General features: G+C 73.2%; 23 protein-coding genes and 2 pseudogenes. 18 read left to right on the top strand and 7 right to left on the bottom strand.

What is annotated here, in order from left to right:
- Positions 1-104: 104 nt before the first annotated feature.
- From Pma05_RS17930 to Pma05_RS17915, 4 genes and pseudogenes are all read right to left on the bottom strand, one after another.
- A pseudogene (locus Pma05_RS17930) lies at positions 105-314 on the bottom strand (AfsR/SARP family transcriptional regulator); the annotation flags it as partial.
- 126 nt (positions 315-440) lie between these two features.
- Positions 441-866: a PLD nuclease N-terminal domain-containing protein gene (locus Pma05_RS17925; RefSeq protein ID WP_203858545.1), complete on the bottom strand. Its 426-nt coding sequence runs from the start codon at positions 864-866 to the stop codon at positions 441-443.
- A gap of 27 nt (positions 867-893) precedes the next feature.
- Positions 894-1208 carry a DUF202 domain-containing protein gene (locus Pma05_RS17920; protein ID WP_203858544.1) on the bottom strand — a complete coding sequence of 105 codons (315 nt, stop codon included), beginning with the start codon at positions 1206-1208 and terminating at the stop codon, positions 894-896.
- Between the two features lie 26 nt (positions 1209-1234).
- Positions 1235-1627 carry a YidH family protein gene (locus Pma05_RS17915; RefSeq protein WP_203858543.1) on the bottom strand — a complete coding sequence of 131 codons (393 nt, stop codon included), beginning with the start codon at positions 1625-1627 and terminating at the stop codon, positions 1235-1237.
- A 42-nt stretch (positions 1628-1669) separates the two neighbouring features.
- Here Pma05_RS17915 and Pma05_RS17910 point away from each other — a divergent pair, with 42 nt between their 5' ends.
- The 10 genes from Pma05_RS17910 to Pma05_RS17865 all read left to right on the top strand — a co-directional run bounded on the left by Pma05_RS17910 (position 1670) and on the right by Pma05_RS17865 (position 11486).
- Positions 1670-2491: a GNAT family N-acetyltransferase gene (locus Pma05_RS17910; RefSeq protein ID WP_203858542.1), complete on the top strand. Its 822-nt coding sequence runs from the start codon at positions 1670-1672 to the stop codon at positions 2489-2491.
- Positions 2488-2895, top strand: a complete 408-nt coding sequence (locus tag Pma05_RS17905; RefSeq protein ID WP_203858541.1) for a hypothetical protein — start codon at positions 2488-2490, stop codon at positions 2893-2895. Before Pma05_RS17910 ends, Pma05_RS17905 begins: the two co-directional genes overlap by 4 nt.
- Before the next feature lie 242 nt (positions 2896-3137).
- Positions 3138-3917, top strand: a complete 780-nt coding sequence (locus tag Pma05_RS17900) for an electron transfer flavoprotein subunit beta/FixA family protein (protein ID WP_203858540.1) — start codon at positions 3138-3140, stop codon at positions 3915-3917.
- A gap of 28 nt (positions 3918-3945) precedes the next feature.
- Positions 3946-4905 (top strand): electron transfer flavoprotein subunit alpha/FixB family protein, encoded by a 960-nt coding sequence (locus Pma05_RS17895; protein WP_203858539.1) that lies wholly within the window; start codon positions 3946-3948, stop codon positions 4903-4905.
- Positions 4906-5105: 200 nt separating this feature from the next.
- Complete coding sequence (locus tag Pma05_RS17890; RefSeq protein ID WP_203858538.1) at positions 5106-6284, top strand: cysteine desulfurase family protein; 1179 nt, start codon at positions 5106-5108, stop codon at positions 6282-6284.
- An 85-nt stretch (positions 6285-6369) separates the two neighbouring features.
- A complete protein-coding gene (gene mnmA, locus Pma05_RS17885) occupies positions 6370-7449 on the top strand; it encodes a tRNA 2-thiouridine(34) synthase MnmA (RefSeq protein ID WP_203858537.1) in 1080 nt (359 codons plus the stop codon).
- Between the two features lie 153 nt (positions 7450-7602).
- The gene (locus Pma05_RS17880; protein WP_203858536.1) at positions 7603-8853 is read left to right on the top strand and encodes a low temperature requirement protein A; all 1251 of its coding nucleotides are present in this window, start codon (positions 7603-7605) and stop codon (positions 8851-8853) included.
- A 111-nt stretch (positions 8854-8964) separates the two neighbouring features.
- Positions 8965-9912, top strand: a complete 948-nt coding sequence (locus Pma05_RS17875) for a uroporphyrinogen decarboxylase/cobalamine-independent methonine synthase family protein (protein ID WP_203858725.1) — start codon at positions 8965-8967, stop codon at positions 9910-9912.
- Positions 9913-9948: 36 nt separating this feature from the next.
- On the top strand, positions 9949-10323 hold the full coding sequence (locus tag Pma05_RS17870; RefSeq protein ID WP_203858535.1) for a VOC family protein: 375 nt from the start codon (positions 9949-9951) through the stop codon (positions 10321-10323).
- Between the two features lie 131 nt (positions 10324-10454).
- Complete coding sequence (locus Pma05_RS17865) at positions 10455-11486, top strand: ADP-ribosylglycohydrolase family protein (RefSeq protein ID WP_203858534.1); 1032 nt, start codon at positions 10455-10457, stop codon at positions 11484-11486.
- Positions 11487-11605: 119 nt separating this feature from the next.
- On the opposite strand, the gene Pma05_RS17860 is transcribed toward Pma05_RS17865, so the two are convergent.
- Complete coding sequence (locus tag Pma05_RS17860) at positions 11606-12571, bottom strand: DMT family transporter (RefSeq protein WP_203858533.1); 966 nt, start codon at positions 12569-12571, stop codon at positions 11606-11608.
- 96 nt (positions 12572-12667) lie between these two features.
- Between Pma05_RS17860 and Pma05_RS17855 the strand changes: the two genes are divergently transcribed.
- The 5 genes and pseudogenes from Pma05_RS17855 to gatA all read left to right on the top strand — a co-directional run bounded on the left by Pma05_RS17855 (position 12668) and on the right by gatA (position 20820).
- Entirely contained in the window at positions 12668-13576 is a 909-nt protein-coding gene (locus Pma05_RS17855) for a LysR family transcriptional regulator (protein ID WP_203858532.1), read from the top strand.
- 288 nt (positions 13577-13864) lie between these two features.
- Positions 13865-15994 (top strand): NAD-dependent DNA ligase LigA, encoded by a 2130-nt coding sequence (gene ligA / locus Pma05_RS17850; RefSeq protein ID WP_203858531.1) that lies wholly within the window; start codon positions 13865-13867, stop codon positions 15992-15994.
- A gap of 181 nt (positions 15995-16175) precedes the next feature.
- Positions 16176-18239 (top strand): annotated as a pseudogene (locus Pma05_RS17845) (putative bifunctional diguanylate cyclase/phosphodiesterase); the annotation flags it as partial.
- A gap of 758 nt (positions 18240-18997) precedes the next feature.
- The gene (gene gatC / locus Pma05_RS17840) at positions 18998-19339 is read left to right on the top strand and encodes an Asp-tRNA(Asn)/Glu-tRNA(Gln) amidotransferase subunit GatC (RefSeq protein WP_101371937.1); all 342 of its coding nucleotides are present in this window, start codon (positions 18998-19000) and stop codon (positions 19337-19339) included.
- A 5-nt stretch (positions 19340-19344) separates the two neighbouring features.
- Complete coding sequence (gene gatA / locus Pma05_RS17835; RefSeq protein ID WP_203858724.1) at positions 19345-20820, top strand: Asp-tRNA(Asn)/Glu-tRNA(Gln) amidotransferase subunit GatA; 1476 nt, start codon at positions 19345-19347, stop codon at positions 20818-20820.
- Between the two features lie 125 nt (positions 20821-20945).
- Here gatA and Pma05_RS17830 read toward each other — a convergent pair whose 3' ends face one another.
- The gene (locus Pma05_RS17830) at positions 20946-21545 is read right to left on the bottom strand and encodes an NADPH-dependent FMN reductase (RefSeq protein WP_203858530.1); all 600 of its coding nucleotides are present in this window, start codon (positions 21543-21545) and stop codon (positions 20946-20948) included.
- 176 nt (positions 21546-21721) lie between these two features.
- On the opposite strand from Pma05_RS17830, the gene Pma05_RS17825 reads away from it, so the two are divergent.
- From Pma05_RS17825 to Pma05_RS43780, 3 genes are read left to right on the top strand one after another with little or no spacing between them, the layout of a single operon-like run.
- Positions 21722-22276 carry a Panacea domain-containing protein gene (locus Pma05_RS17825; protein WP_203858529.1) on the top strand — a complete coding sequence of 185 codons (555 nt, stop codon included), beginning with the start codon at positions 21722-21724 and terminating at the stop codon, positions 22274-22276.
- Positions 22269-22577, top strand: a complete 309-nt coding sequence (locus Pma05_RS17820; RefSeq protein ID WP_203858528.1) for a hypothetical protein — start codon at positions 22269-22271, stop codon at positions 22575-22577. Before Pma05_RS17825 ends, Pma05_RS17820 begins: the two co-directional genes overlap by 8 nt.
- Positions 22574-23335 carry a hypothetical protein gene (locus Pma05_RS43780; protein ID WP_307836861.1) on the top strand — a complete coding sequence of 254 codons (762 nt, stop codon included), beginning with the start codon at positions 22574-22576 and terminating at the stop codon, positions 23333-23335. The genes Pma05_RS17820 and Pma05_RS43780 overlap by 4 nt, the downstream gene beginning before the upstream one ends.
- Before the next feature lie 71 nt (positions 23336-23406).
- Here Pma05_RS43780 and Pma05_RS17810 read toward each other — a convergent pair whose 3' ends face one another.
- The gene (locus tag Pma05_RS17810) at positions 23407-24294 is read right to left on the bottom strand and encodes an alpha/beta fold hydrolase (RefSeq protein WP_203858527.1); all 888 of its coding nucleotides are present in this window, start codon (positions 24292-24294) and stop codon (positions 23407-23409) included.
- Positions 24295-24461: the final 167 nt, after the last annotated feature.

The raw sequence follows: 24461 nt of genomic DNA, 5'->3' as shown, positions 1-24461 counted from the left end.
GGCGAGGCGGCCCGGTGCGGCGGCGAGCCGGCCTGGGTGCGGCGGCGCGGGGCCGGTGCCCGGGGCGGGTCGCGGGTCGGATGCGACTCGATCGGCGCGTCCGGCACGGTACGCCGGAGCCGGGAGACCAGCGCCTGCAACGCGTTCGCCGCACCCGCCGGTGGTTCGTTCTCCCACAGCCCGTCGATCAGCCGGCCGGTGTCGACCACCCGGTCGGCGTCGAGCGCGAGCAGGATCAGCAGCCGGCGCAGCCGGGGACCGCTGACCGGCACCGGTGCCCCGGTGTCGGCCGTGACCTCCAGCGGCCCGAGCATGGCGATCTGCACGCGCTCGATTGTGCCTGGCACCGTCACCGGGCAGCCCGCACCATCACCCCGGTGCCCGGGAGCCGTCGGAGCCGGGTGCCGTCGGAGCCGGCTATGGCCGTGGACGGCCGTCGGTCAGGCGTCTGGCTTGTCCTCTTCCCGGGGTGGCGGGCTCTCCCGGCGCCGCAGCTCCTCCTCCCGGCGGCGGAGGTCCCGCTCCCAGGTGTCGAGCAGCTCGCGGTCCCGCTTCGACCGCTCGTCGTCCAGGGAACGGAGGAACTCCGGGTCGTCGTCGGGGGCCAGCGGCGGCCGGCGGTCCCGACCACCGGCCGGGCGACCACCGGCCGGGCGACCACCGGCGACCGGCCGTTCGGGGCTGGCCGGGCGGCCGGCGACGAACCAGGCGATCGAGCCGACCAGCGGGAAGAACAGGATGATCAGAACCCAGGCGAACCGGGGGAGCGCGCGGATCTCGTCGTCCTCGGCCGACAGGCAGCTGATCAGAGCGACGACGGCCAGGATGAGCTGTCCGATGGCGAGGAGCGCGTAGAGGCGGACCATCTGGCCATGATGACGTACTCGATCCCGTCAGCGCACCGACGCCAGCACCAGTAGCAGGCCGAGTCCGGCGAAACCGGCGGTGACCAGCGCGGCCACCGGTAACGCCCGACCGGGGTCGCCGCGCCGGCCGGCGAACCGCGGAAAGGTCGCCACCAGTACGCCGAGCCAGCCCAGCCCGGCCAGCGCGGCGACCAGCGCCCCGACCGTCCCGTTCGACAGGGCCAGCCGGGCGGTGAGCACCGCCACCACGCCGACGGCCAGTACGGTGCGCCGCCACGCCAACCGGGTCCGCTCGCCGGCCAGCCCAGCGTCCCGCCCCGACCCCTCTCGCTCCGACCCCACCTGCCCCGGCCCCTCCCGCTCCGGGCTCACGGGTTCCGGGCGGCCTGCACCAGGACCGCCACCACCAGCAGTACGGCACCGAGCCCGATCAGCAGGGCGAGTACGGCGGGAAACCGCGAGGCCGGAAGCTCGTGGCCGAGCCGGATGGCCCGCTCGGTACGCGCCCAGTGGTCCACCGCCCGCACCGCCACCGTGCCGCCGAGCAGCAGCAGGGCCACGGCGAGTGCCTCGCGCAGGTGCGGTACCGGCATCGGGGGCAGGAACTGCGCCACGGCGAGCCCACCGGCGATCAGCGCCAGCCCGGTACGCAGCCAGGCCAGGAAGGTGCGTTCGTTGGCGAGCGAGAAGCGGTAGTCCGGCGTCTCGCCGACCTCCCGTAGCTCACGGGGGTCGAACCACCGCCGGACCGCCTGGTACACGTTCGGAGATTATCGGGTGGACAGCGCGCTTAGCCTGGGCGGGTGACAGACTTTGACGCCGACCTACTGCGGACGGCCTACGACAACCAGTTGCGGGCCCGCCCGCCGGAGCCGGTGCCGCCGGGTGTGACGGTGGACCGGGACGGTCCGCTGCTGCGGATCGAGGGGCTGGACCGGGCCGGCTTCCTCACCTACCGCGACCTGGGTGGGCTGACCGGGGCGGCGCTGGACGAGTTGATCGCGCGGCAGCGGGACCACTTCGCCGGGCTGGGCCAGTCGGTCGAGTGGAAGCTGCACGGCCACGACCAGCCGGCCGATCTGCCGGACCGGTTGGTGGCCGCCGGTTTCGCCCCGGAGGAGCGGGAGACCGTGGTGATCGGCCCGGTCGCGTCGCTGGCGGCGACGCTGCCGGTGCCGCCGGAGGGGGTACGCCTGCGTGAGGTGACCGAGCGCGCGGACCTGGACCGGATCGCGGAGCTGAAGGCGCGGGTCTGGGGTGGCGACGACGACGGGAGCTGGCTGGCCGACGGGCTGGAACGGGAGCTGGCCGTCGGTGCCGAGCTGGACCAGCCGCCGCTGACCATCGTGGTCGCCGAGACCGACGACGAGCTGGTCAGCGCCGCCTGGATCCGGTTCGTCTCCGGTACCCGGTTCGGCACCCTGTGGGGCGGGGCGACCCTGCCGCACTGGCGCCGCCGGGGCATCTACCGGTCGCTGCTGGCCCACCGGGCCCGGCTGGCCGACGCCCGGGGCTTCAGCCTGTTGCAGGTGGACGCCTCGGAGGACAGCCGGCCGATTCTCCAGCGGCTCGGCTTCGTCCCGGTCACCACCACCACGCCGTACGTCTACACTCCGAATCCGTGACGTTGCCGCTGACCGATGAGGAGCGGGCGACCCTGAAGGGGGCCGCGTTCGGCGCGGTCTTCCTGGTGTCGAGCGCCGAACCCGGCGCGTTCTCCATGATCAAGGAGAGTCTGGCCGCCTCGAACGCCTTCGCCGGCACCACCGGGCTGGTCCGGGAGCTGCTCACCACCGGTGCCCTGCCCCGGCTGCCCGGCGGGTCGCCGGCCGAGGTGCCGGCGACGGTGTTGCCGGCGCTGCGCCGCTCGGTGGAGATCCTCCGCTCGAAGGCACCCGACGAGGTGGCCAGCTATCGCTCGGCGGTGTTGCGGGCCACCGAGGAGGTGGCCCGGGCGCACGACGGGATCAGCCCGAGTGAGGCGGCGATGATGGCGACCGTACGGGAGGCGCTGGACGCGGCCGGCTGACCCCGGGTGCCCCGTCCGGGGGCGGCGGGGCGACGGTGAGTCGGGTCACCGCAGGGCGTCCGGAGCCCTAGGCTACTTGCGGGTAACATTGGCCGTAAGTAACGCCACACCTTTCCGCGCGCCGGGCCGTCGGTCTTCGGTTGACCGATCGTTAAGGAACGCGGGAGGCTGCAACCGAGCAACCGGGCGGGATCGCCACGAACAGCGGGGATCGCCATCAACAGGAGGGTCGTCGAAGCGCGATGAACATCGTCGTACTCGTCAAGCAGGTGCCCGACTCGGGCGCGGACCGCAACCTGCGCGGTGCCGACAACACCGTCGACCGGGGGTCGGCGAACAACGTCATCAACGAGATGGACGAGTACGCCATCGAGGAGGCGTTGCGGATCAAGGAGGCGCACGGCGGCGAGGTGACCGTGCTGACCATGGGCCCGGAGAAGGCCGCCGAGTCGATCCGCAAGGCGCTGTCGATGGGCCCGGACAAGGCCGTGCACGTGCTCGACGACGCCCTGCACGGGTCCTGCGCGGTGGCCACCTCCAAGGTGCTCGCCGCCGCGCTCGGCCAGCTCGGCGCCGACCTGGTGCTCTGCGGTGCCGAGTCGACCGACGGCCGGGTGCAGGTCATGCCGCACATGCTGGCCGAGCGGCTCGGCATCGCCGCGCTGACCGGCGCCCGCAAGCTGACCGTGGACGGCGGCAACCTCACGGTGGAGCGGCAGACCGAGGAGGGCTACGAGGTGGTCGCCGCCGCGACCCCGGCCGTGGTCTCGGTCTGGGACACCATCAACGAGCCGCGCTACCCCTCCTTCAAGGGCATCATGGCGGCCAAGAAGAAGCCGGTGCAGACCCTCGCCCTGGCCGACCTGGGCGTCGCCGCCGACGAGGTGGGCTTCGCCGGCGCCACCAGCACGGTGCTCGCGCACAGCCGCCGCCCGGAGCGGTCCGGCGGCGAGCGGGTCACCGACGACGGTACCGGCGGCACGCGGCTGGTCGAGTTCCTCGCCACCGAGAAGTTCGTCTGAGCGCGACCGGGAATCAGGAGGAGAAGTCATGACCGAGGTTCTCGTCGTCGTCGAGGCCACCCGCGAGTTCGGCGTCAAGAAGGTCACGCTCGAACTGCTCACCCTCGCCCGCGAGCTGGGTACGCCGGCCGCGGTGGTGCTCGGCGGTCCGGGTGCCGCCGCCGCGCTCGGCGACAGGCTGGGCGAGTACGGCGCGGAGAAGATCTACGCGGCCGAGCACGAGGAGATCGACGACTACCTGGTGGCGCCGAAGGCGACCGTACTGGCTGAGCTGGTCCGCCGGGTGCAACCGGCCGCCGTACTGCTCGCCTCCAGCCAGGAGGGCAAGGAGATCGCCGCCCGGCTGGCCGTCAAGCTGGACAACGGGGTACTCACCGACGTGGTCGGACTGGCCGCCGACGGCACCGCCACCCAGGTCGCCTTCGCCGGCTCGACCATCGTCACCTCGAAGGTGACCCGGGGCCTGCCGCTGGTGACCCTGCGGCCGAACTCGGTCACCCCGAGCCCGGCCGCCGCCACGCCCACCGTCGAGCAGCTCGACGTCGCGCTCGGCGAGCCTGACCGGCTGGCCCGGGTGGTCGAGCGGGTGGCCGAGCAGAAGGGCAGCCGGCCGGAGCTGACCGAGGCGTCGGTGGTGGTCTCCGGCGGGCGCGGGATCGGCAACGCCGACAACTTCAAGCTGGTGGAGGAGCTGGCCGACCTGCTCGGCGGCGCGGTGGGCGCGTCCCGGGCGGCGGTCGACTCCGGCTTCTATCCGCACCAGTTCCAGGTGGGCCAGACCGGCAAGACCGTCTCGCCGCAGCTCTACGTGGCGCTCGGCATCTCCGGCGCGATCCAGCACCGGGCCGGCATGCAGACCTCGAAGACGATCGTCGCGGTGAACAAGGACGCCGAGGCGCCGATCTTCGAGCTGGCCGACTTCGGTGTGGTCGGGGACCTGTTCAAGGTCGTACCGCAGGCCGCCGAGGAGATCCGCAAGCGGCGGTAGCCGGCGGGCGCCCTCGGCGGTGAACAGGTCGCCGTGCGCCGTGTGACCTCCGATACCCGGCCGGGCCGCCCCAGGGCACCCGGCTGGGTTCCGTGGCTGGCCGGGAGTGGATCGGCACCTCGGGCGCCGGTGCCGGGCCGGCGGCGCGGGGCCGGGCGTCCGAGGCGCCGGCCCGAACCCTGGCACTAGGCTGGATGCTGATGACTTACCTTGATCACGCGGCCACCACTCCGATGCTCGAAGAGGCGTTGGAGGCGTACGCCGCGACCGCTCGCGAGGTCGGCAACCCGTCGTCACTGCACGCCGCCGGACGGTGTGCCCGACGCCGGGTGGAGGAGTCCCGTGAGCGGATCGCCGCCGTACTGGGTGCCCGGCCGTCCGAGGTGGTCTTCACCGGTGGCGGGACCGAGAGCGACAACCTCGCGGTCAAGGGCATCTTCTGGGCGCGCCGGGCCGCCGACCCGGGCCGGATCCGGGTGGTGGCGAGCGCCGTCGAGCACCACGCCGTACTGGACTCGGTCGAGTGGCTGGCCACCCGCGACGGGGCCACCGCGAGCTGGCTGCCGGTCGACCAGGCGGGTCGACTCGACCCCGACCGGCTGGCGGCCGAACTCGACGCGCACGCCGGCGAGGTCGCCCTGGTCACCGCGATGTGGGCGAACAACGAGGTGGGCACCGTCCAGCCGATCGCCGCGCTCGCCGAGGTGGCCGCCGCGTACGGCATCCCGTTCCACACCGACGCGGTGCAGGCGGTCGGCCAGGTACCGGTCGACTTCGCCGCCAGCGGGGTGGCCGCGCTGACCGTCACCGGGCACAAGCTCGGCGGGCCGGTCGGGGTGGGCGCGCTGCTGCTCGGCCGGGACGTCGGCTGCACACCTGTGCTGCACGGCGGTGGGCAGGAGCGGGACGTCCGGTCCGGCACCCTGGACGCCGCCGGGATCGTCGCCTTCGCCGTCGCGGTCGAGGCCGCCGTCAAGGCCCAGCAGGAGTACGCCGCCCGGGTCGCGGCGCTCCGCGACGACCTGGTGGCCCGGGTCCGGCAGGCGGTGCCGGAGGCGGTGTACAACGGCGACCCGGCCGACCGGCTGCCCGGCAACGCGCACTTCTCCTTCCCCGGCTGCGAGGGGGACGCCCTGCTCATGCTGCTCGACGCGCAGGGGATCGCCTGCTCGACCGGTTCGGCCTGCTCGGCCGGGGTGGCGCAGCCCTCGCACGTGCTGCTGGCGATGGGTGCCGACGACGACCGGGCCCGGTCGTCACTGCGGTTCTCGCTCGGGCACACCTCGACCGCCGAGGACGTCGCCGCGCTGGTCGCCGCGCTGCCCGCAGTGGTCGAGCGGGCCCGCCGGGCCGGCGCGGTCAAGTCCACCCGGAGCTGACCGGCGCCGACCGCTTCCGGCGCCGGTGGCTCGGTCGACGCGCCCGGCGGGCCGGCTACGCTCGTCGGGTGGAGGGGATGGACCGGTGAGGGTACTGGCAGCGATGTCCGGCGGGGTCGACTCGGCGGTCGCCGCCGCGCGGGCGGTGGAGGCCGGACACGACGTCACCGGCGTACACCTGGCGCTGGCGCGCAATCCGCAGACGTACCGGACCGGTGCCCGGGGCTGCTGCACGCTGGAGGACTCCCGGGACGCCCGGCGCGCGGCGGACGTGCTCGGCATCCCGTTCTACGTGTGGGATCTGGCCGACCGGTTCCACGAGGACGTGGTGGAGACCTTCGTCGCCGAGTACGCGGCGGGGCGTACCCCGAATCCCTGTCTGCGCTGTAACGAGAAGATCAAGTTCGCCGCCGTACTGGACCGGGCGGTGGCGCTCGGCTTCGACGCGGTGGTCACCGGTCACCACGCCCGGCTGGGCCCGGACGGGCTGCTCCGGCGCAGCGTCGACCTCGGCAAGGACCAGTCGTACGTGCTGGCGGTGCTCACCCGGGAGCAGCTCGACCGGTCGATCTTCCCGCTCGGCGACTCGACCAAGGCACAGGTACGCGAAGAGGCGGCCCGCCGTGGCCTGGCCGTCGCCGACAAGCCCGACTCGCACGACATCTGCTTCATCGCCGACGGCGACACCCGGGGCTTCCTCGCCGACAAGCTGGGCGAGGCCCCCGGCGAGATCGTCGACGCCCGCACCGGTGCGGTGGTCGGCGCGCACAGCGGCGCGTACGCCTACACGGTGGGGCAGCGCAAGGGGCTGTCGCTCGGCGTACCGGCCCCGGACGGGAAACCCCGGTACGTGCTCTCGATCACCCCGAAGACCAACACCGTGACGGTGGGCCCGGCCGAGGCGCTGGAGGTGTCCACGGTGGCCGGCGAGCGTCCGGTCTGGACCGGCGGGCCCCGGCCGACCGCCGCGCTTGACTGCGAGGTGCAGTTGCGGGCGCACGGTCAGGTGGTGCCGGCCAACGTCCGGCTCGACGGGGCGGGGCTGCGCGCCGAGCTGCGCGAGCCGGTCCGTGGGGTGGCGGCCGGGCAGGCGATCGTGGTGTACCGGCCCGATCCGGGTGGCGACGTCGTGCTCGGTTCCGCCACCATCAGCGCCGCCGCCTGAGCCTGGCTGAGCCATCCCGGCGTACCCCGGGAGCCCGGAGTCCCCGGTCGAGGCCGCCGGGAATGGTCGACCCGCCGGGAATCCTCGTTCGTCCGGAAGCGGAGCGCCGCCCCGTGATACGAATACCGGGACGGACCAGGCAAGGCGGACGAATTGGCGGAGGGGCAGCGAGCGGAGCGGGCGGGACCGGCACGGCTGCTCCGCCAGAGTGAGCACTCCCGGCAGGCGTCGTTCCTGGAACTCTTCTTCGACCTGGCCTTCATCGTCGCGTTCACCCTGCTCTCGGCCCGGATGGTCGGCGACCTCAGTTGGTTCAACCTCGGGCAGACGCTGATCCTGCTGGCCGCCGTCTGGTGGGTGTGGGTCGCCACCGCCTGGTCGACCGACTGGTACGACCCCAACCAGCCGCTGATCCGGGGCCTGGTCCTCGGCGTGATGTTCGTGGGCCTCGTCCAGGCCGCCGCCATCCCGCAGGCGTACGGCCAGCACGGGTTGGTGTTCGCCGGGGCGTACGCCCTGATCCACCTCGGTCGGGCCGCGCTGCTGCTGCCGGCGCTGCGCGGTCACCCGATCCAGCAGCGGAGTCGGCTGGTCGCGGTCTGGTTCGGGCTCTCGGCGATCCCCTGGGTGGTCGGCGCGGTCCTGACCGGGGCGGCTCGGCAGATCCTCTGGCTGGTGGCGATCCTGCTGGACTACGTCATCGCCTCGCTGGGCTGGCCGGTGCCCTGGCTCGGGCGGCTGCGACCGGCCCAGTTGCGGGTGGTCGGCGAGCACCTCTCCGAGCGGTACCAGCAGATCTTCATCGTCGCGCTGGGCGAGATCATCCTGGTCACCGGCCTGACGTACGCCCGGGAGGGGATGGGGCTGGTCCGGACGGTGGCCCTCGCCGTGGTCTTCGTCAACGCCGGCCTGATGCTCTGGATGTACTTCGTACCGGTCAGCCGGCGGCTCGGCGGGGCGATCGAGCGCAACCAGCCCCGGGGCGCGGTCTACGCGGCGTACTTCCACGCGCTCATGATCGCCGGGGCGGTGCTGACCGCGGTCGGCGGCGAGCTGATGATCGTAAATCCGCTCGGCGACGCGCCGGCCTCCTGGTCGATGGCGGTGCTCGGCGGTGCCGTGCTGTTCCTGGCCGGGCGGAGCCTGATGGGCCTGCTGGTCTACGCGCATCCCATCTGGCGCACCAGCACGGCGTTGGGGCTGCTCCTGGCCAGTTCTCCGGGTCTGGTCCGGCTTCCGCCGCTGGTGGTGGGCCTGGTCACCGCCGCCGCCCTGCTCTCGGTGGTCCTCGTCTACGTCTTCCTGCCCGGCCGGCAGAGCCGCGCCGCGCGACAGCGGAGGCAGGACCGCGAAGCGAGGCCGGAGCAGGAAGGGCAGGACCGTGAAGACCAGGAGCCGGGATAACCTGCCGACGTGACCGATCAACAGCAGGTGCCCGATCAACTTGCGGAATCGACGGCGGCGACCGGACCGGCGTGGCCGTGGCCGGCCGGGGCGGCCTCCGGCATCGGGTCGATGCCGGGTACCGACATCGCCGAGGCCCAGCGGATCGTGCTCGGCGAGCTGCCCGTGCCGCACCTGCCCGAGCTGCCCGGCCGGGGACCCGGTGCCGACCTGGTGGGCCGGAGCGCCGGGCTGCTGGTGGAGCTGCCGGTCGAGCTGTACGCCGCCCGCTGGCGGATCGCCGGTCGCCCGGGGCGGGACCTGCGGCAGGCGCTCGACCTGCTGGAACGTGACCTGGACCAGATGACCGAGCAGGCCGGCGAGTTCACCGGCACCTTCAAGGTCCAGGCGACCGGTCCGCTCACCCTGGCCGCCAACGTCGAGCTGCCGGTCGGTGGCTGGATGCTCCGCGACCCGGGTGCGGTCCGGGAACTGACCGAGTCGCTCGCCGAGGGGCTGCGCGGGTACGTGGCGCAGGTCCGCCGCCGGCTGCCTCGGGCGACGGTACTGCTGCAACTGGACGAGCCGGCGCTGCCCGCCGTACTGGCCGGGCGGATTCCGACCGAGAGCGGACTGGGGGCGTACCGGCCGGTTGAGTCGGGTACGGCGACCGGACTGCTCCGTACCGTGGTGTCGGCGGTCGACGCGCCGGTCGTGTTGCACTGCTGTGCCCGGGACGTACCCCTGGAGCTGGTCCGGTCCACCGGGGCGGTCGCGGTCGCGCTCGACCTGGCGCTGGTGGACCGACTCGACCCGGTCGGCGAGGCGATCGACGCCGGGCTCGGGCTCTTCGCCGGGGCGGCATCCACGCTGCCGCCGCCGGCCGGGCGCGGTCCGTCGTCGGCCCAGGTCGCCGATCGGGTACGCCAGCTCTGGGACCGGCTCGGCTTCCCCCGCGCCCGGCTTGCCGAGCAGGTGGTGGTGACCCCCGCCTGCGGGCTGGCCGGCGCCACCGACGAGTACGCCCGGACCGTCCTCACCGCCTGCCGGGACGCCGGTCGGCGACTCGCCGAGGAGTAGGTTTTTCTGTCACATTCCGCGGGCAGGATGGGAGGCATGATCGGTCAACTGCGTTCCGTCGTCATCGACTGCCCTGATCCCCGTACCCTGGCCGGCTTCTATTCGGAGCTGCTCGGGCTGCCCGTGGACGATCGTGGCGCCGACGACGAGGACGGCTGGGTCGTGCTCGGCGGCGATCCCGGCCAGCATCCCCGGCTCGCCTTCCAGAAGGCGGTCAACCTGCGGGAGCCGCGGTGGCCCGACCCGAGCCGGCCACAGCAGTTCCACCTGGACGTCACCGTCGACGACGTCGACGCGGCCGAGGCGCTGGTGCTGGCGCTCGGCGCCACCCGGCTGCCCGGCTCGGGCCAGGGCTTCCGGGTCTACGCCGATCCCGCCGGCCACCCGTTCTGCCTCTGCTGGGACGACTGACCCGGCCGATCTGCCTCTGCTGGCACGACTGGTCCGGCTGCGGGTCCGGGAGGCGGCGGGTCCGGGAGGCGGCCTGAGCCGGCCGAGCGGGCGGGTGGCGGCGCCGGAACGACTCGGGAAAGATGGCCGCCATGCACGATCCGGTTGCCGTCCCGAGCGCCTCGCCGACCGTCACCCGCGCCTCCGGTTCACTGTTCGGGCTCGCCTACGGCGACGCGCTCGGCGCGCCGACCGAGTTCCTGCCGGTCGCCGAGATCCACCGCCGGTACGGCCCGGCCGGCCCGCGCGACCTGGTCGGGGAGCCGGCCCGGGTCACCGACGACACCCAGATGGGCCTGGCGGTGGGCTGGGCGCTGCACGACGCCGGTGCGTCCGCCACCCCGGAGGTACTGGAGCCGCTGCTCCGGCAGCGCTTCGTGGCCTGGGCGCACAGCCCGGAGAACAATCGCGCCCCCGGGATGACCTGCCTGCGCGCCTGCGGCGGGCTGGCCGAGGGGCTGCCCTGGCGGGCGGCGACGATCGCCGACTCGAAGGGGTGCGGCGCCAACATGCGGGTCACCCCGGTCGGCCTGGTCCCCGGCTACGACCTGGAGACGCTGGCCGGAGTCGCCCAGTTGCAGGCCGCGCTGACCCACGGGCACCCGACCGGGCTGGCCGCGAGCGAGCTGACCGCGTACGCGGTCCGGGTGCTGCGGGACGGCGCCGCGCTGACCGAGCTGCCCGGCCTGCTGCGCGACAGGGCGATGCGGCAGCGCACGGTCTACCGGGCGGACTGGCTCGGCGACCTGTGGCAGCGTCCCGCCGTCGATGACCCGGTCACCTTCATCGCCCGGGGCTGGGACGAGTGCCTCGGCGTACTCGACGCGCTCGACGCGGCGTTGGCCATGCCCGACTACGGCGGCGATCCGTGCGCGGCCACCGGTGCGGGCTGGATCGCCGAGGAGGCGCTGGCCACCGCCCTGTACTGCGCGATCCGGCACCACGACGACCCGGTCTCGGCGCTCGCCCGGGGCGCCACCACCTCCGGCGACTCGGACTCCATCGCCTGCCTGGCCGGCGCGTTCGTCGGCGCGGCGTACGGGATGCCGGCCTGGCCCGCCGACTGGCGCGACCGCATCGAGTACGCCGACCAGCTCACCACCCTCGGCGCCGCCTGGGACTGAACACCGGCCCGCCGTGGCCTGCCCGCCGAGCTGGCTCGGCGTGGTGGCGGTGAACAGGGTACGGAAGGCGGCGATCCGCCACGGGGAGTCTGCGGGCCGGGTCTGCCCGTCCGGCGTGTTCACTCGACGCCGGCGGCCCGGACCGGGCGGTCCACCGAGGGCGTGGTGTCGGGCCGCCGGTTCCGACCGCTCAGTCGACCGGGCGTACGACGATGGACCCGGGTGAGGGCGACTCCGAGCAGCACGACGGCCATCCCCGCGATCACCCGGGCGCCGAGCTGTTCGGCCAGCACGAGCGCGCCGAGTGCCACCGAGACCACCGGCAGCAGGTAGCCGACCGTGGCGGCGGCGGTCGGCCCCTCCTCGGCGATCAGCCGGTAGTTCAGGTGGAACGTGATCCCCGTACCGAAGATGCCCAGCACGAGCACGGCGGCGAGTGCGCCGAGCGTGGGCCCGGCCGGGGTCCCGGGCGCGGCGGCCAGTACGGGCACGGCCAGCCCGGTCGCGGCGGAGAGCTGGGCGGCGGAGAGCGCGAGCGGGCCGGTCCGCCGGCCGGCGAGGAACCGGGCCATGTAGGCGAACGCGACCGCGTAGCTGGCCGCCGCGCCGAGCAGGGCCAGCGCGCCCGGGCTGGTCAGGCCGTGCTGTCGCCACGGGGCGAAGATCAGCAGGGTACCGGCGAAGCCGAGCAGCAGGCCGGCGAGCCGGAGCGGGTGCCCGGCCCGTTCGGTGCCGAACGCGAGGCCGATCAGCAGCGACCAGAGCGGCGTGGTGGCGTTGAGCACCCCGGCCACCCCGGAGTCGACGGTCTGCTCGCCGACGCCGAAGAGGAAGAACGGCAGGGTGTTGCAGAACAGCGCGGCGACGACGAGGTGCAGCCAGGTCCGGCGGTCCCGGGGCAGCCGCTGGCCGGCGGCACGGGCCAGTCCGAGGAGTACGGCCGCGCCGAGGGCGCAGCGGGTCACGGTGATCTGGGCCGGGGTGAGGCCGCCGTTCAGCGCGATCTTGATCCAGAGGAAGCCGGAGCCCCAGAGCAGGGCCAGCAGCGCCATCCGGAGGACGGTCCGGGGTTGGCCGGTGGGCACGTACGCCTCCTGTCGGGGTGGTCGGTTCCCACCCTGTCCTGACCAGGCGTTTTCAGACAAGAGAAAAGATCTGCACGTACTGTTAAGCTGCCCTACATGCTCGACGTACGCCGGATGCAGGTGTTGCGGGCGGTGGTGACCAGCGGTTCCGTCACCGCCGCCGCGAGGGAGCTGGGCTACACGCCGTCGGCGGTCAGTCAGCAGATGGCGGCGCTGGAGAAGGAGGCCGGGATCGCCCTGCTGGAGCGGACCGGGCGCGGGGTCCGGCCCACCGAGGCCGGCCGGGTGCTCACCGAGCACGCCGCCGGAATCGACCGGCACGTCGCCGAGGCGGAGAGCGCTCTGGCCGACCTGCGGGCCGGCCGGGCCGGGCGGGTCACGGTCGGCTACTTCGCCACCGCCGGCGCCGCCCTGGTGGCCCCCGCCCTGGCCGAGCTGCGCCGCGACCACCCCGGGGTACGGGTCGAGCTGCGGCTGACCGACCCCGACGACCCGCTGCTGGAGGTACGCGCCGGCCGGGCCGACCTGGCCCTGGTGGTCCGCGCCCCGGACCGGCCACCGGTGGACGGGATCCGCTTCCTGCGACTCTGTGCCGACGGCTACCGGGCGGTGCTGCCCGCCCGGCATCCGCTGGCAGCCCGGCGCGTTCTCGACCTGGCCGAGCTGGCCGCCGAGCCGTGGGTCGGCAGCGAGTGGCCGGGCCCGTGCCTGGACACCATCCTCGACGCCTGTGCCGGCGCCGGTTTCCGTCCCGAGTTCGCGGTGCAGAGCGAGGACTACGCCACCGCACAGGGGTTCGTCGCCGCCGGGCTCGGCGTCAGCCTCGTACCGGAGCTGGGGCTGGGCAACCGGCACCCGGCGGTGGCCGTCCGTCGGGTCCGCAACCCGGAGCCGGTACGGACGATCTACGCCGCCGTCCGCGAGTCGGCCCCGGCCCAGCCCGCGCTGCACGCCCTGCTCGACGCGCTGCGCCGCGCCGCCACCCCGGAGCCGGCCACCCGGTAGCACTCCGCGCCGCCACCCTGAGCTGGCCATTCGGCAGCCTGCCGCGCCGCCACCTCGGAATCGGCCATCCGGTAGCACTCCCCGCCGCCATCCTGGGCCGGGCGACCGGTAGCCCGCCGCTCGGGCGATCAGGCCGGACACCCGGTGGCGAGCCGGATGGACGGCCGACCCGGGCGCCCCGGGCACTGGCCGGACGGGTGCCCACGGGGCCTGCGTACGGTTCGCTCCGGTCCGGTGTGTGTGCCGGGGCCGCCGGTTACGGTTTGCGGGAGGTTGGAGGAGGTCGAGGTGTCCGAGGAAGCGATCCCGCAGCAGGTCGGCCCCGAGCAGGAGGCGGCGGCCGGCGCCGAGCCGACCGCCGGGGCGCGGTACCGGCACGCCGAGCTGAGCACCGAGATCACCGACCACCAGTACCGGTACTACGTGCTCGACGCGCCGATCGTCTCGGACGCCGAGTTCGACACGTTGCTGCGCGAGCTGGAGGCGCTGGAGCAGCACTACCCGGCGCTGCGTACCCCGGAGTCGCCCACCCAGCGGGTCGGCGGCACGTTCTCGACGCTCTTCACCCCGGTGCCGCACATCGAGCGGATGATGTCGCTGGACAACGCCTTCACCCCGGAACAGTTGACCGGCTGGGTGGAGCGGATCGAGCGGGACGCCGGCGGCCCGGTGGACTACCTCTGCGAGCTGAAGGTCGACGGGCTGGCGATCAACCTCACCTACGAGCGGGGCCGGCTGGTCCGGGCCGCCACCCGGGGTGACACCCGGATCGGCGAGGACGTCACCGCCAACGTACGGACCCTGAAGGAGGTGCCGGAGCGGCTGGCCGACAGCACCGAACCCGTCCCCGAGCTGCTGGAGGTGCGGGGCGAGATCTACTTCCCGGTGGCCGCCTTCGCCGACCTGAACGCGGGGCTGGTCGAGCAGGGGAAGCCGCCGTTCGCCAACCCGCGCAACGCGGCGGCGGGCAGCCTGCGGCAGAAGGATCCCCGGATCACGGCGAGCCGGCCGCTTCGGCTGGTCGTACACGGGCTGGGAGCGCGGCAGGGGTTCGCACCGGTCGCCCAGTCCGAGGCGTACGCGGCGCTGCGCGGCTGGGGGCTGCCGACCAGCGACCGCTGGCGGGTGGTACCGGACCTGGCCGGCATCCAGGACTACCTCGGGCACTACGCCGAGCACCGGCACGACGTCGAGCACGAGATCGACGGGGTGGTGGTCAAGGTCGACCCGGTGGCCATCCAGGGCCGGCTCGGCTCGACGAGTCGGGCGCCCCGCTGGGCGATCGCCTTCAAGTACCCGCCCGAGGAGGTCACCACCGAGCTGCTCGACATCGAGGTCAACGTCGGCCGGACCGGCCGGGTGACCCCGTTCGCCGAGTTGCGGCCGGTGAAGGTGGCCGGCTCGACGGTGGCCCGGGCGACCCTGCACAACGCGCACGAGGTGGAGCGCAAGGGCGTACTGATCGGCGACACGGTGGTGATCCGCAAGGCCGGTGACGTGATTCCGGAGGTACTCGGGCCGATCGTGGAGCTGCGCCCGCCGGACGCCCGCCGGTTCGAGATGCCGACCCGCTGCCCGGCCTGCGGCACCGCGCTGGCGCCGTCCCGGGAGGGGGACGTCGACATCCGCTGCCCGAACGCCCGGACCTGCCCGGCCCAGCTCCGCGAGCGGATCTTCTACCTGGCCAGCCGGGAGGCGCTGGACATCGAGGTACTCGGCTTCAAGGCGGTCGGCGCGCTGCTCGACGCGGGAGTGGTCACCGACGAGGGTGACCTCTTCGAGCTGGACGAGGAGCGGCTGGCCCGGGTGCCGTTCTTCGTCAAGAAGGACGGCACGCTGGGGCGCAACGCGCAGAAGCTGCTGGAGAGTCTCGCCGCCGCGAAGGACCGGCCGCTGTCCCGGGTACTGGTGGCGCTCTCGATCCGGCACGTCGGACCGACCGCCGCCGAGGCGCTGGCCCGGGAGTTCGGCTCGATCGCGGCGATCGAGGCGGCCGGCGAGCCGGAACTGTCGGCGGTGGACGGTGTCGGGCCGACGATCGCGGTCAGCCTGCGGGAGTGGTTCGACGTGGACTGGCACCGCGAGGTGCTCCGCAAGTGGGCCGCGGCGGGCGTACGGATGGCCGAGGAGCGGGTCGAGGAGGGGCCGCGCCCGCTGGCGGGGCTGACCGTGGTGGTGACCGGGACGCTGTCCGGGTACACCCGGGACCGGGCGGCGGAGGAGGTGCGGATCCGGGGCGGCAAGGTCAGCGGGTCGGTCTCGAAGAAGACCGACTTCGTGGTGGTCGGCGACAACCCGGGGTCCAAGGCGGAGAAGGCCGCCGCGCTGAAGGTGCCTATGCTCGACGAGGCCGGCTTCGCGGCGCTGTTGGCGGAAGGCCCGGAGGCGGCGGGTAGGCTCGCAACCAGTGACGATTAGTGATGGACTGATCAGCTCTCTGTAGTCGATTTGCGCGGGCAAGATGCGCCGTATTTCAAGTTAGTCACGACTAGACCCGATTCGCGTCTGTCGCCCCCCGCGCGGGCCGGGTCAGGGCGTTTCATGGGAGGCACGTCGCGCGGCAGCCGCCGCGCCCAGACCGAGAGGCTCGGGAGGTCACATGGAGGCCGCCGTGCTGCGGAACTCCGTCCCTCCAGATCGGACGGCACCGTTCTTCGGCTTCGTCTGGGCCGTCGTCGGCCTGGCCGTCGGGGTCTCCGCCGGGTCGCTGCTCGCCCTGCCCGGCGAGCTGTCCCGGCTGCCGCTGGCGTTCTGGCTGATGGCGGCCCTCGCGGTCACCTTCGACGCCCGGCCGTTCAGCCCGCACGCCGAGCGGCGGAGCATGTCCGTCTTCCCGTCGATCTGCTTCACCTTCGCCATCGCTCTGGAGTGGGGTCCGGGGCCGGCCATCGCGGTGCAGGCCGCCGCCGTGCTGGTCTCCGGCTGGCGCATGCGGTACGCCCCGTGGCGCACGATCTTCAACACCGCCCAGTACGCCTGCGCCCTCGCCGCCGCCGACGCGGTCGTCCGGCTCGTACCCGGCGACGACTTCGGGGCGACCAGCCGGCTCCGGGCCCTCGACGTCCTCGTCGCGATCGGTGCGGCGGGCGCCTGGCTGACCGTCAACCACGGCCTGGTCGCCACCGCCGTCCGGCTGCGCTTCGGCGGCCGGTGGTGGACCCGAATCCGGCAGGGGCTCGGCTTCGAGTTGCTCGCCACCGGGTCGCTGCTGCTGCTCGCCCCGGTGTTGGTCGCCGCCGCTCGGACCAGCCCGGCGCTGGTACCGATGACGGTGCTGCCGCTCTACGCGGTCTCCCGGATGGCCCGGCTCTCCGCCGAGCGGGAACAGCTCGCCCGGCAGGATCCGCTGACCGGGCTGGCCAACCGCGAGGCGCTGCTCGTCGAGGTGACCGAGCAGGTGGCGGTGCACGCCGAGCTGGCCGGCAAGCAGGCCCCCGATGCCCAGCTCGCACTGCTGCTGCTCGACCTGGACCGCTTCAAGCACGTCAACGACGCCCTCGGGCACGCCGTCGGGGACCGGCTGCTGATCGAGGTCGCCGCCCGGCTGACCGCCGCCGTACACCCACCGGACGTGATCGCCCGGCTCGGCGGGGACGAGTTCGCCATCCTGGCCACCCGGCTCGACGGGGTGGCCGACGCCCGGCGGGTCGCCGACCGGGTCGTCGGCGAGCTGACCGATCCCGTACCGCTGGACGGGCTGCCGCTGGACGTCGGCGGTTCGATCGGGATCGCCCTCTATCCGGAGCACGGCGCCGACTTCGCCACCCTGATGCGGCACGCCGACGTGGCGATGTACGACGCGAAGCACCGGGGCGACCCGGTGGCGGTCTACGCCGCCGAGTCCGACCACAACTCGGCGGAGCGACTGAGCCTGCTGGCCGACCTGCGCCGGGTACTGGAGACCGGGGCCGACGACGCCGGTGAGATCGCCCTCTACTACCAGCCGCAGATCGCGATCGCCACCGGCGAGGTGGTGGGGGTGGAGGCGCTGCTGCGCTGGCGGCACCCCCGGCGTGGCATGGTCGACCCGGAGGAGCTGATTCGGGTCGCCGAGCAGAGCGCGGTGATGCGGCTGCTGACCCGCCGGGTCGTCGACGACGTGGTGGAGCAGCTCGCCAAGTGGTCCGCCGCCGGGCTGGACCTGCGGGCAGCGGTCAACGTCAGCGTCCGCGACCTGCACACCGGGGAGATCGCCGACCAGATCGCGGAGCGGCTCGCCCAGTACGGCGTACCGCCGTCGCGGATCCAGTTGGAGATGACCGAGGGCGCGCTGATGGCCGACCCGCGCCGGGTGCTGGCCACCATCTCCCGGCTGGACCGGATCGGGGTGGCGATCGCGCTGGACGACTTCGGCACCGGCTACTCCTCGATGCAGCACCTGCGGCGGCTGCCGCTGGCCGAGGTGAAGGTCGACCGGTCGTTCGTACTCGGGATGGTGGCCGACGCCGACGACGCGGCGATCGTCCGGTCGGTGATCGAGCTGGCCGGTGCCCTGGGGTTGCGGGTCGTCGCCGAGGGAGTGGAGGACGAGCGCACCTGGCGGCTGCTGCACGACGCCGGCTGCGAGGTCGCGCAGGGCTGGTTCTTCGCCCGCCCGATGCCGGCGGAGGACCTGGTCACCTGGCTCGCGCGGTACCGGCCGATCAGCCCCGCGACCCGGTCCGGCGCCGGCGACTCCGGCACGGTCGGCGCGGAGCGGGCCGGTTCCGGCAGCCGGACCCGACGGGACGACGGCCGGGGCGGCCGGGACAACGGCCGGGATGGACGGGGCGACCGCCTGGGTGCGCAGGACAACGGCCGGGACGGACGGGGCGACCGCCTGGGTGCGCAGGACAACGGCCGGGATGGAAAGGACGACGGCTCGGGTGGCCAGGACGACGGCCGAGGCGGAGAGTGCGACGGCCGGGCGGCGCGGAACGGCGACCGGGCGGCCCAGCTCGGCGAGCGGCCCGGGCAGCCGGAGCGCCCGGACCGCGTCGACGAGCCCGCGCTCGGCGGCCGGCCGGCCGGAGTGGAGACGCCGACGACCGAGCTGGACGTGCTGGCCGCGCCGGTCGATCCGGCCGCGCCGGTGACGACGCCCGGCGGACCGGCGAAGGCCGAGGCGACCGCCCGGCTCCATCCGAGCGTGGAGTGAACGCGGCTGCCGCCCCCGCCCCGCACCTGCCGTCGGGCTCGGTCCGCACCAGGACGTCGAGCAGGAAGCCGCACCGGGACGTCGGGGAGGAAGCCGGACCCGGGGCGGTCGGGGACGATGCCGGACCGGGGCGGGCGGGTACGGCTCGGGGCCACGGGGGAGTCGGGGACGGCGGCGCTCGGGGTGACAAATAGACTCGCTCAGGTCACGGCGCGCGTGCCACGCTGCGCCGCGAAGGTCGACGGCGGAAGCCGCGTAGACGTCCAGGCATGAAGGGGGCACCGATGTCCGCCATCTCCCGCGAGGAGGTCGCGCACCTGGCGCGACTGTCGCGGCTCGCCGTCACCGAGGAGGAGCTGGACACCTTCGCCGGCCAGCTCGACGTGATCCTCCAGGCCGTCGCGCGGGTCGGTGAGGTGGCCGCCGCCGACATCCCACCCACCTCGCACTCGGTGCCGCTGACCAACGTGCTGCGCGACGACGTGGTGGTGCCCGGGCTGACCCGGGCGGAGGCGCTCTCCGGGGCACCGGACAGCGAGGAGGACCGGTTCCGGGTGCCGCGCATCCTGGACGAGGACGAGCCGCCCAGCCCGCGCGGTGAGGGCCCGGCGGAAGGGAACGCGTGACCACCATGGCTGACGTGACCAGGATGACCGCGACCGAGATCGCGGCCCTCATCGCCACCGGCGAGGCGTCCGCGGTCGAGGTGACCCGGGCGCACCTGGACCGGATCGCCGCGGTCGACGACCGGGTGCACGCCTTCCTGCACGTCGACACCGACGGTGCGCTGGAGGCGGCCCGCGCGGTCGACGCGAAGCGGGCCGCCGGGGAGGAGTTGGGCCCGCTGGCCGGGGTGCCGGTGGCGGTCAAGGACGTGCTCACCGCGAAGGGCGTACCGACCACCGTGGGGTCGAAGATCCTGGAGGGCTGGCGCCCGCCGTACGACTCGACGATCGTGCGCCGGCTGCGCGCCGCCGGCACCGTGATGCTGGGCAAGACCAACATGGACGAGTTCGCGATGGGCTCGTCGACGGAATACTCGGCGTACGGGCCGACGGGGAACCCGTGGGACCTGGGCCGGATTCCGGGCGGCTCCGGCGGGGGCAGCTCGGCCGCGCTGGCCGCGTACGAGGCGCCGCTGGCGATCGGCTCGGACACCGGTGGCTCGATCCGGCAGCCCGGCGCGGTGACCGGTACCGTCGGGGCGAAGCCGACCTACGGCGGCACCTCTCGCTACGGCCTGGTCGCCTTCTCGTCGTCGCTGGACACCCCCGGCCCGTGTGCGCGTACCGTGCTGGACGCGGCGCTGTTGCACGAGGCGATCGGCGGGCACGACCCGCGCGACTCCACCTCCATCCCCGCACCGGTGCCGGACGTGGTCGCCGCAGCCCGGGCCGGCGCCTCCGGGGACCTGACCGGGGTGAAGCTGGGCCTGGTCACCGAGTTCTCCGGCGAGGGTGCCGAGCCGGGCGTGACCGCCGCGTTCCGGGACGCCGTCGACGCGCTGACCAAGCTCGGTGCCGAGGTCGTCGAGGTCTCCTGCCCGCATTTCCAGTACGCGTTGCCGGCCTACTACCTGATCGCGCCGAGCGAGTGCTCGTCCAACCTGGCGCGGTTCGACGGGGTGCGGTTCGGGCTGCGGGTCGGTGACGACGGCAACCGCGGCCTGGAGGAGGTCATGTCGCTGACCCGGGACGCCGGCTTCGGCCCCGAGGTCAAGCGGCGGATCATGCTCGGCACGTACGCCCTCTCGTCCGGCTACTACGACGCCTACTACGGGCAGGCGCAGAAGGTGCGTACCCTGATCACCCGCGACTTCACCGCCGCGTTCGAGCAGGCCGACGTGCTGATCTCGCCGACGACACCGTTCGTGGCGTTCCCGTTCGGCTCGCGCACCGCCGATCCCTACCAGATGTACCTGGCCGACCTCTTCACCATCCCGACCAACCTCTACGGCGGGCCGGGCATCTCGGTGCCGTGCGGGTTGTCCGAGGGGCTCCCGGTCGGGTTGCAGATCATGGCGCCGACGATGGCGGACGACCGGATGTACCGGGTCGGCGCCGCGCTGGAGTCGGTGATCGGCACCCTCACCCCGCCGGAGCTCTGAGCCGGACGTCCCCGCTCGTCCGGCAGCCGCCCGGCCCGCATGTCCGCCCACATGCCGCGCCGGCGGTGCTCTGGGCGTCGGACGGGACGGTGGCCCTGGTAGTCGAGGGTTGCCGTCCCGGAGGTTCACACCGGATAGGGGTTGTCGAGGCGCCCGCTGCGCAGGGTGCTCGCCCACCAGGTCAACTCGTCGAGGGTCGTGTCGGCGGCCTGCCGGGTGGGTGCGTCGACGGTGAGGGTCCCGTCTCGGCCGACGAGGCTCCAGGGTGCGGTGAGCGCGACCGCGTTGCGGGTGGTGGCGGCGTACAACTCGGCGAAGACCAGGCGTAACTGCTCGACGGCCCGGACCCCGCCGGAGGAAGGCCCGTACGAGACGAAGGCGACGGGCTTGAACATCCACTCGCGGTAGTGCCAGTCGATCGCGTTCTTCAACGCGGCCGGAAAGCTGTGGTTGTATTCCGGGGTCACCACCACGAAGCCGTCCGCCGAGGCCAGCCGGCCGGAGATGGGACTGTTCGGGTTGCCACCGGGTGGGGTGCCGTGCAGCGGCAGGGCGACCTCGGCGAGGTCGATGAGGTCGACGGCGAGGTGCGTGCGCTGTCGGGCCGTTTCGGCGAACCAGTCGGCGACCTTCCGGCCGACCCGAGGTCGACGGACGCTGCCGACGATGACGGCGAGGGAGAGTTCCGGGGCGGGGACGGTGGGGGAGCGTTCCTGCTCGGTCATGCGGTCGACGCTAGAACCGCAACGAATGTTGAGGTCAAGCTTCCCGATCGTCATCGCCGATGATCGAGGCGCTGCCGAGGATGTCGGTCGGGCTGGCCATAATCGAACGCATGTCTGACCGAGGATCGCCGCCGGAGTGCCCACCCGGGTCGAGGGTCCCGCACTATCCTGGCCCGATGACCGTGTCCGCGCACGACGTAGCCGCAGCTCTCCGTGACCGGATCCCAGGTCTGACGACGAAGAAACTCCACAAACTGCTCTACTACTGCCAGGGGCACCACCTCGCCGCATTCGGGACGCCGCTGTTCGCCGAAACGATCTCCGCGTGGGACATGGGCCCCGTGGTCGGCGCCCTCTGGTACGCCGAGAAGCAGGGCGAGGTGCCCGCCGAGCGCGCCACGCCCGGCGAGGCCGAGCTGAACACCATCGGGTACGTCGTCAGCCGCTACGGCCGGCTCTCCGGCAACGACCTGGAACGGCTCAGCCACAACGAGCCGCCCTGGCAGTTCGCCAACAGTTCCCGGTTGCCGGGCGAGAGCGTGCGGATGGAGCTGGACCGGCTCCGGGAATACTTCGTCGCCGACGGGGCCGGCGACGCCGACGACGACGAGCCGCTGGTGGACGCGGCCGAGGTGCGGGCGCTGCTCAAGGGTGCCGAGGAGCGGCGTAGCAGCACACCCCGGCTGGACGACCTGGAGTCGCTACGCGCCCGGTTGCGGCCAAGTGCCTGATGAACGCGGGCCGTGGAAGCTGCTGGAGTTCGAACAGCGCCTCGACGGCTGGATCGAGCGCGAGTCGCCGTCCCAGGATCTGGTTCTCGTCGTCGTCAACTGGATCCTGAGCAGGGCGGACGACCCGTACGAGGGCGCCCGGCGGGAGCCCGGGTTCGCCAACCTGTGGTCCGTCCGGATCCGCAACACCGCCGAGGGGCCCAGGACGGGCTTCACGGTGGTGCTCTGCTCGTACTTCATCAACGAGGAGAAGCACCAGGTCGAGGCCGACAACTTCGCCACCCTGAGCTACCCGGTGTGACAGCCGTGCCGGGGTCGGACGAGGACACCGTGGTGCTGTGGCGGCCGGCCGGGCAGGCCGAGTTGGACCTGGTGGCAGCCTCGGGTTGGCGGGCGTGGCCGGCGCGGCTGCCCGAGCAAACGATCTTCTATCCGGTCCTCGACCACGGCTATGCCACCAGGATCACTCGGGAGTGGAACGTCCCGGCCGGTGGGGCCGGGTATGTCACCTCGTTCCAGGTGCGCCGGCAGTTCCTGGACCGCTATCCGCAGCGGCAGGTGGGCGGCGACGATGTTCGCGAGTATTGGATTCCGGCCGAGGATCTGGCCGAGCTCAACGCGAACATCGTGGGCGCGATCGTCGAGAAGGCGGACTACCGGGCGTCGGTGCCGGACGAGGAGTTCACCGTGGCGGAGTCGCTCGGGGCTCCGCTCCCCGCCGCCTGGCGCGGCTACCTACAGAGCGCGTCGTGGTTCCGCCGTGGCTGGTTGCCCAGCGGGTGCTACCTCTGGCTCTACCGACCACAGGAGTCGATCGAACTTCTCGACGCCTGGGGCGAGGTGGCAGCCGCCAACCATCCCGGCATCGCGATCATCGGCGGCAACGGCTCACGCGAGCATCTTGTGCTGGATCTTCGGCAGGATCCGGCACCGGTACTGCTGGTGGACATCACCAGTGAGGGTTGGGCAGCGGCGATCCCACAGGCCGACGACGTCCCGTCCTTCGTCGAGCGGGTCGAGTCAGGTCAGTTCGATTTCGCCTGGGACGAGGCTGAATAGGAACTCGGCGCACCTCGTCCCCTGCCGAGGAAGAACGGTCCATGGACTCGGCACCCGGACGGGCGCCCCCGCTATCGGGCCATCATCGGCTGTCGCTGGGTCCGGCCGAGGAACTCCCGGATCTGTCCGGCGATCTCGTCGACGTGCGTCTCCAGGGCGAAATGGCCGGTGTCGAGCAGGTGGATCTCGGCGTCCGGCAGGTCCCGCTGGAAGGCGCGGGCACCGTCCGGTCCGAAGATCGGGTCGTTGCCGCCCCAGACCGCGAGCAGCGGCAGCCGGGTCTGCCGGAAGCACTCCTGCGCCTTCGGATAGACGTCGAGGTTCGTCTGGTAGTCCCGGAAGAGCTGGAGTTGGTTCTCGTGGTTGCCGGGCCGGCCGAGGACCTCCAACGCGTGGTGCCAGGCGTCCGGGCTGACCAGGCCTACGTCCGGCACGCCGGTCTCGTACTGCGCCCGGACCTCCTTCTCGGTGAAGGCCAGCCGGGCGGCGGCCTCGTTCTGCGGTCCAGGATCCTTCGCGTACGCGAAGAGCGGTTTCCAGAACTCCTCGACGAACCCCTCCTGGTACGCGTTCCCGTTCTGGCTGATGATCGCCGAGATGCTCTCCGGCCGGCGCAGCAGCAGCCGCAGCGCGATCGGCGCACCGTAGTCCTGCATGTAGACGGCGTAGCGGCGGATGTCGAGTTGGTCCAGCAGGCTCATGGTCACGTCGGTGAGCGCGTCGAAGGTGTACGGGAAGTCGCCCAGGGACGGAGCCGCGGAGTAGCCGAAGCCGATGTGGTCCGGCGCCACCAGGTGGTAGTCGTCGGCCAGCGCCGGGATCAGGTTCCGGAACATGTGCGAACTGGTCGGGAAGCCGTGCAACAGGACCAGTGGGGGCGCGTCCGGCGGGCCGGCCTCGCGGTAGAAGACGGCCATGCCGTCGACCGTCGCGGTCCGGTGCTGCACTCCGCCGATCATGGTTCCCCCTGGATCCGCTGCTTTCTGCCCATACTGCCCGAATCCCGGCGGGCATACTGCCCGAATCCCGGCGGGCCTCGGGCGGGTATCGACGCTGGCGGACGTACCCGATCCGGTTTGGGCAACAGCGGGGGCCGGCGCGCCGACGGCGGCCGACCCTGGACGTT

It is taken from the genome of Plantactinospora mayteni, assembly GCF_016862935.1.
GTDB classification, from domain to species: domain Bacteria; phylum Actinomycetota; class Actinomycetes; order Mycobacteriales; family Micromonosporaceae; genus Plantactinospora; species Plantactinospora mayteni.
Note: the sequence above shows the minus strand (reverse complement) of the source record. Positions and strands in the feature narration are given on the sequence as shown.

What these genes read in the sequence shown, in the direction of transcription:
- Pma05_RS17925 (WP_203858545.1), bottom strand. Translation starts at nt 866, where the DNA reads ATGGTCCGCCTCTACGCGCTCCTCGCCATCGGACAGCTCATCCTGGCC.
- Pma05_RS17900 (WP_203858540.1), top strand. Translation starts at nt 3,138, where the DNA reads ATGAACATCGTCGTACTCGTCAAGCAGGTGCCCGACTCGGGCGCGGAC.
- Pma05_RS17895 (WP_203858539.1), top strand. Translation starts at nt 3,946, where the DNA reads ATGACCGAGGTTCTCGTCGTCGTCGAGGCCACCCGCGAGTTCGGCGTC.
- Pma05_RS17890 (WP_203858538.1), top strand. Translation starts at nt 5,106, where the DNA reads ATGACTTACCTTGATCACGCGGCCACCACTCCGATGCTCGAAGAGGCG.
- Pma05_RS17875 (WP_203858725.1), top strand. Translation starts at nt 8,965, where the DNA reads ATGCCGGGTACCGACATCGCCGAGGCCCAGCGGATCGTGCTCGGCGAG.
- Pma05_RS17870 (WP_203858535.1), top strand. Translation starts at nt 9,949, where the DNA reads ATGATCGGTCAACTGCGTTCCGTCGTCATCGACTGCCCTGATCCCCGT.
- Pma05_RS17865 (WP_203858534.1), top strand. Translation starts at nt 10,455, where the DNA reads ATGCACGATCCGGTTGCCGTCCCGAGCGCCTCGCCGACCGTCACCCGC.
- Pma05_RS17855 (WP_203858532.1), top strand. Translation starts at nt 12,668, where the DNA reads ATGCTCGACGTACGCCGGATGCAGGTGTTGCGGGCGGTGGTGACCAGC.
- gatC (WP_101371937.1), top strand. Translation starts at nt 18,998, where the DNA reads ATGTCCGCCATCTCCCGCGAGGAGGTCGCGCACCTGGCGCGACTGTCG.
- gatA (WP_203858724.1), top strand. Translation starts at nt 19,345, where the DNA reads ATGGCTGACGTGACCAGGATGACCGCGACCGAGATCGCGGCCCTCATC.
- Pma05_RS17830 (WP_203858530.1), bottom strand. Translation starts at nt 21,545, where the DNA reads ATGACCGAGCAGGAACGCTCCCCCACCGTCCCCGCCCCGGAACTCTCC.
- Pma05_RS17825 (WP_203858529.1), top strand. Translation starts at nt 21,722, where the DNA reads ATGACCGTGTCCGCGCACGACGTAGCCGCAGCTCTCCGTGACCGGATC.
- Pma05_RS17810 (WP_203858527.1), bottom strand. Translation starts at nt 24,294, where the DNA reads ATGATCGGCGGAGTGCAGCACCGGACCGCGACGGTCGACGGCATGGCC.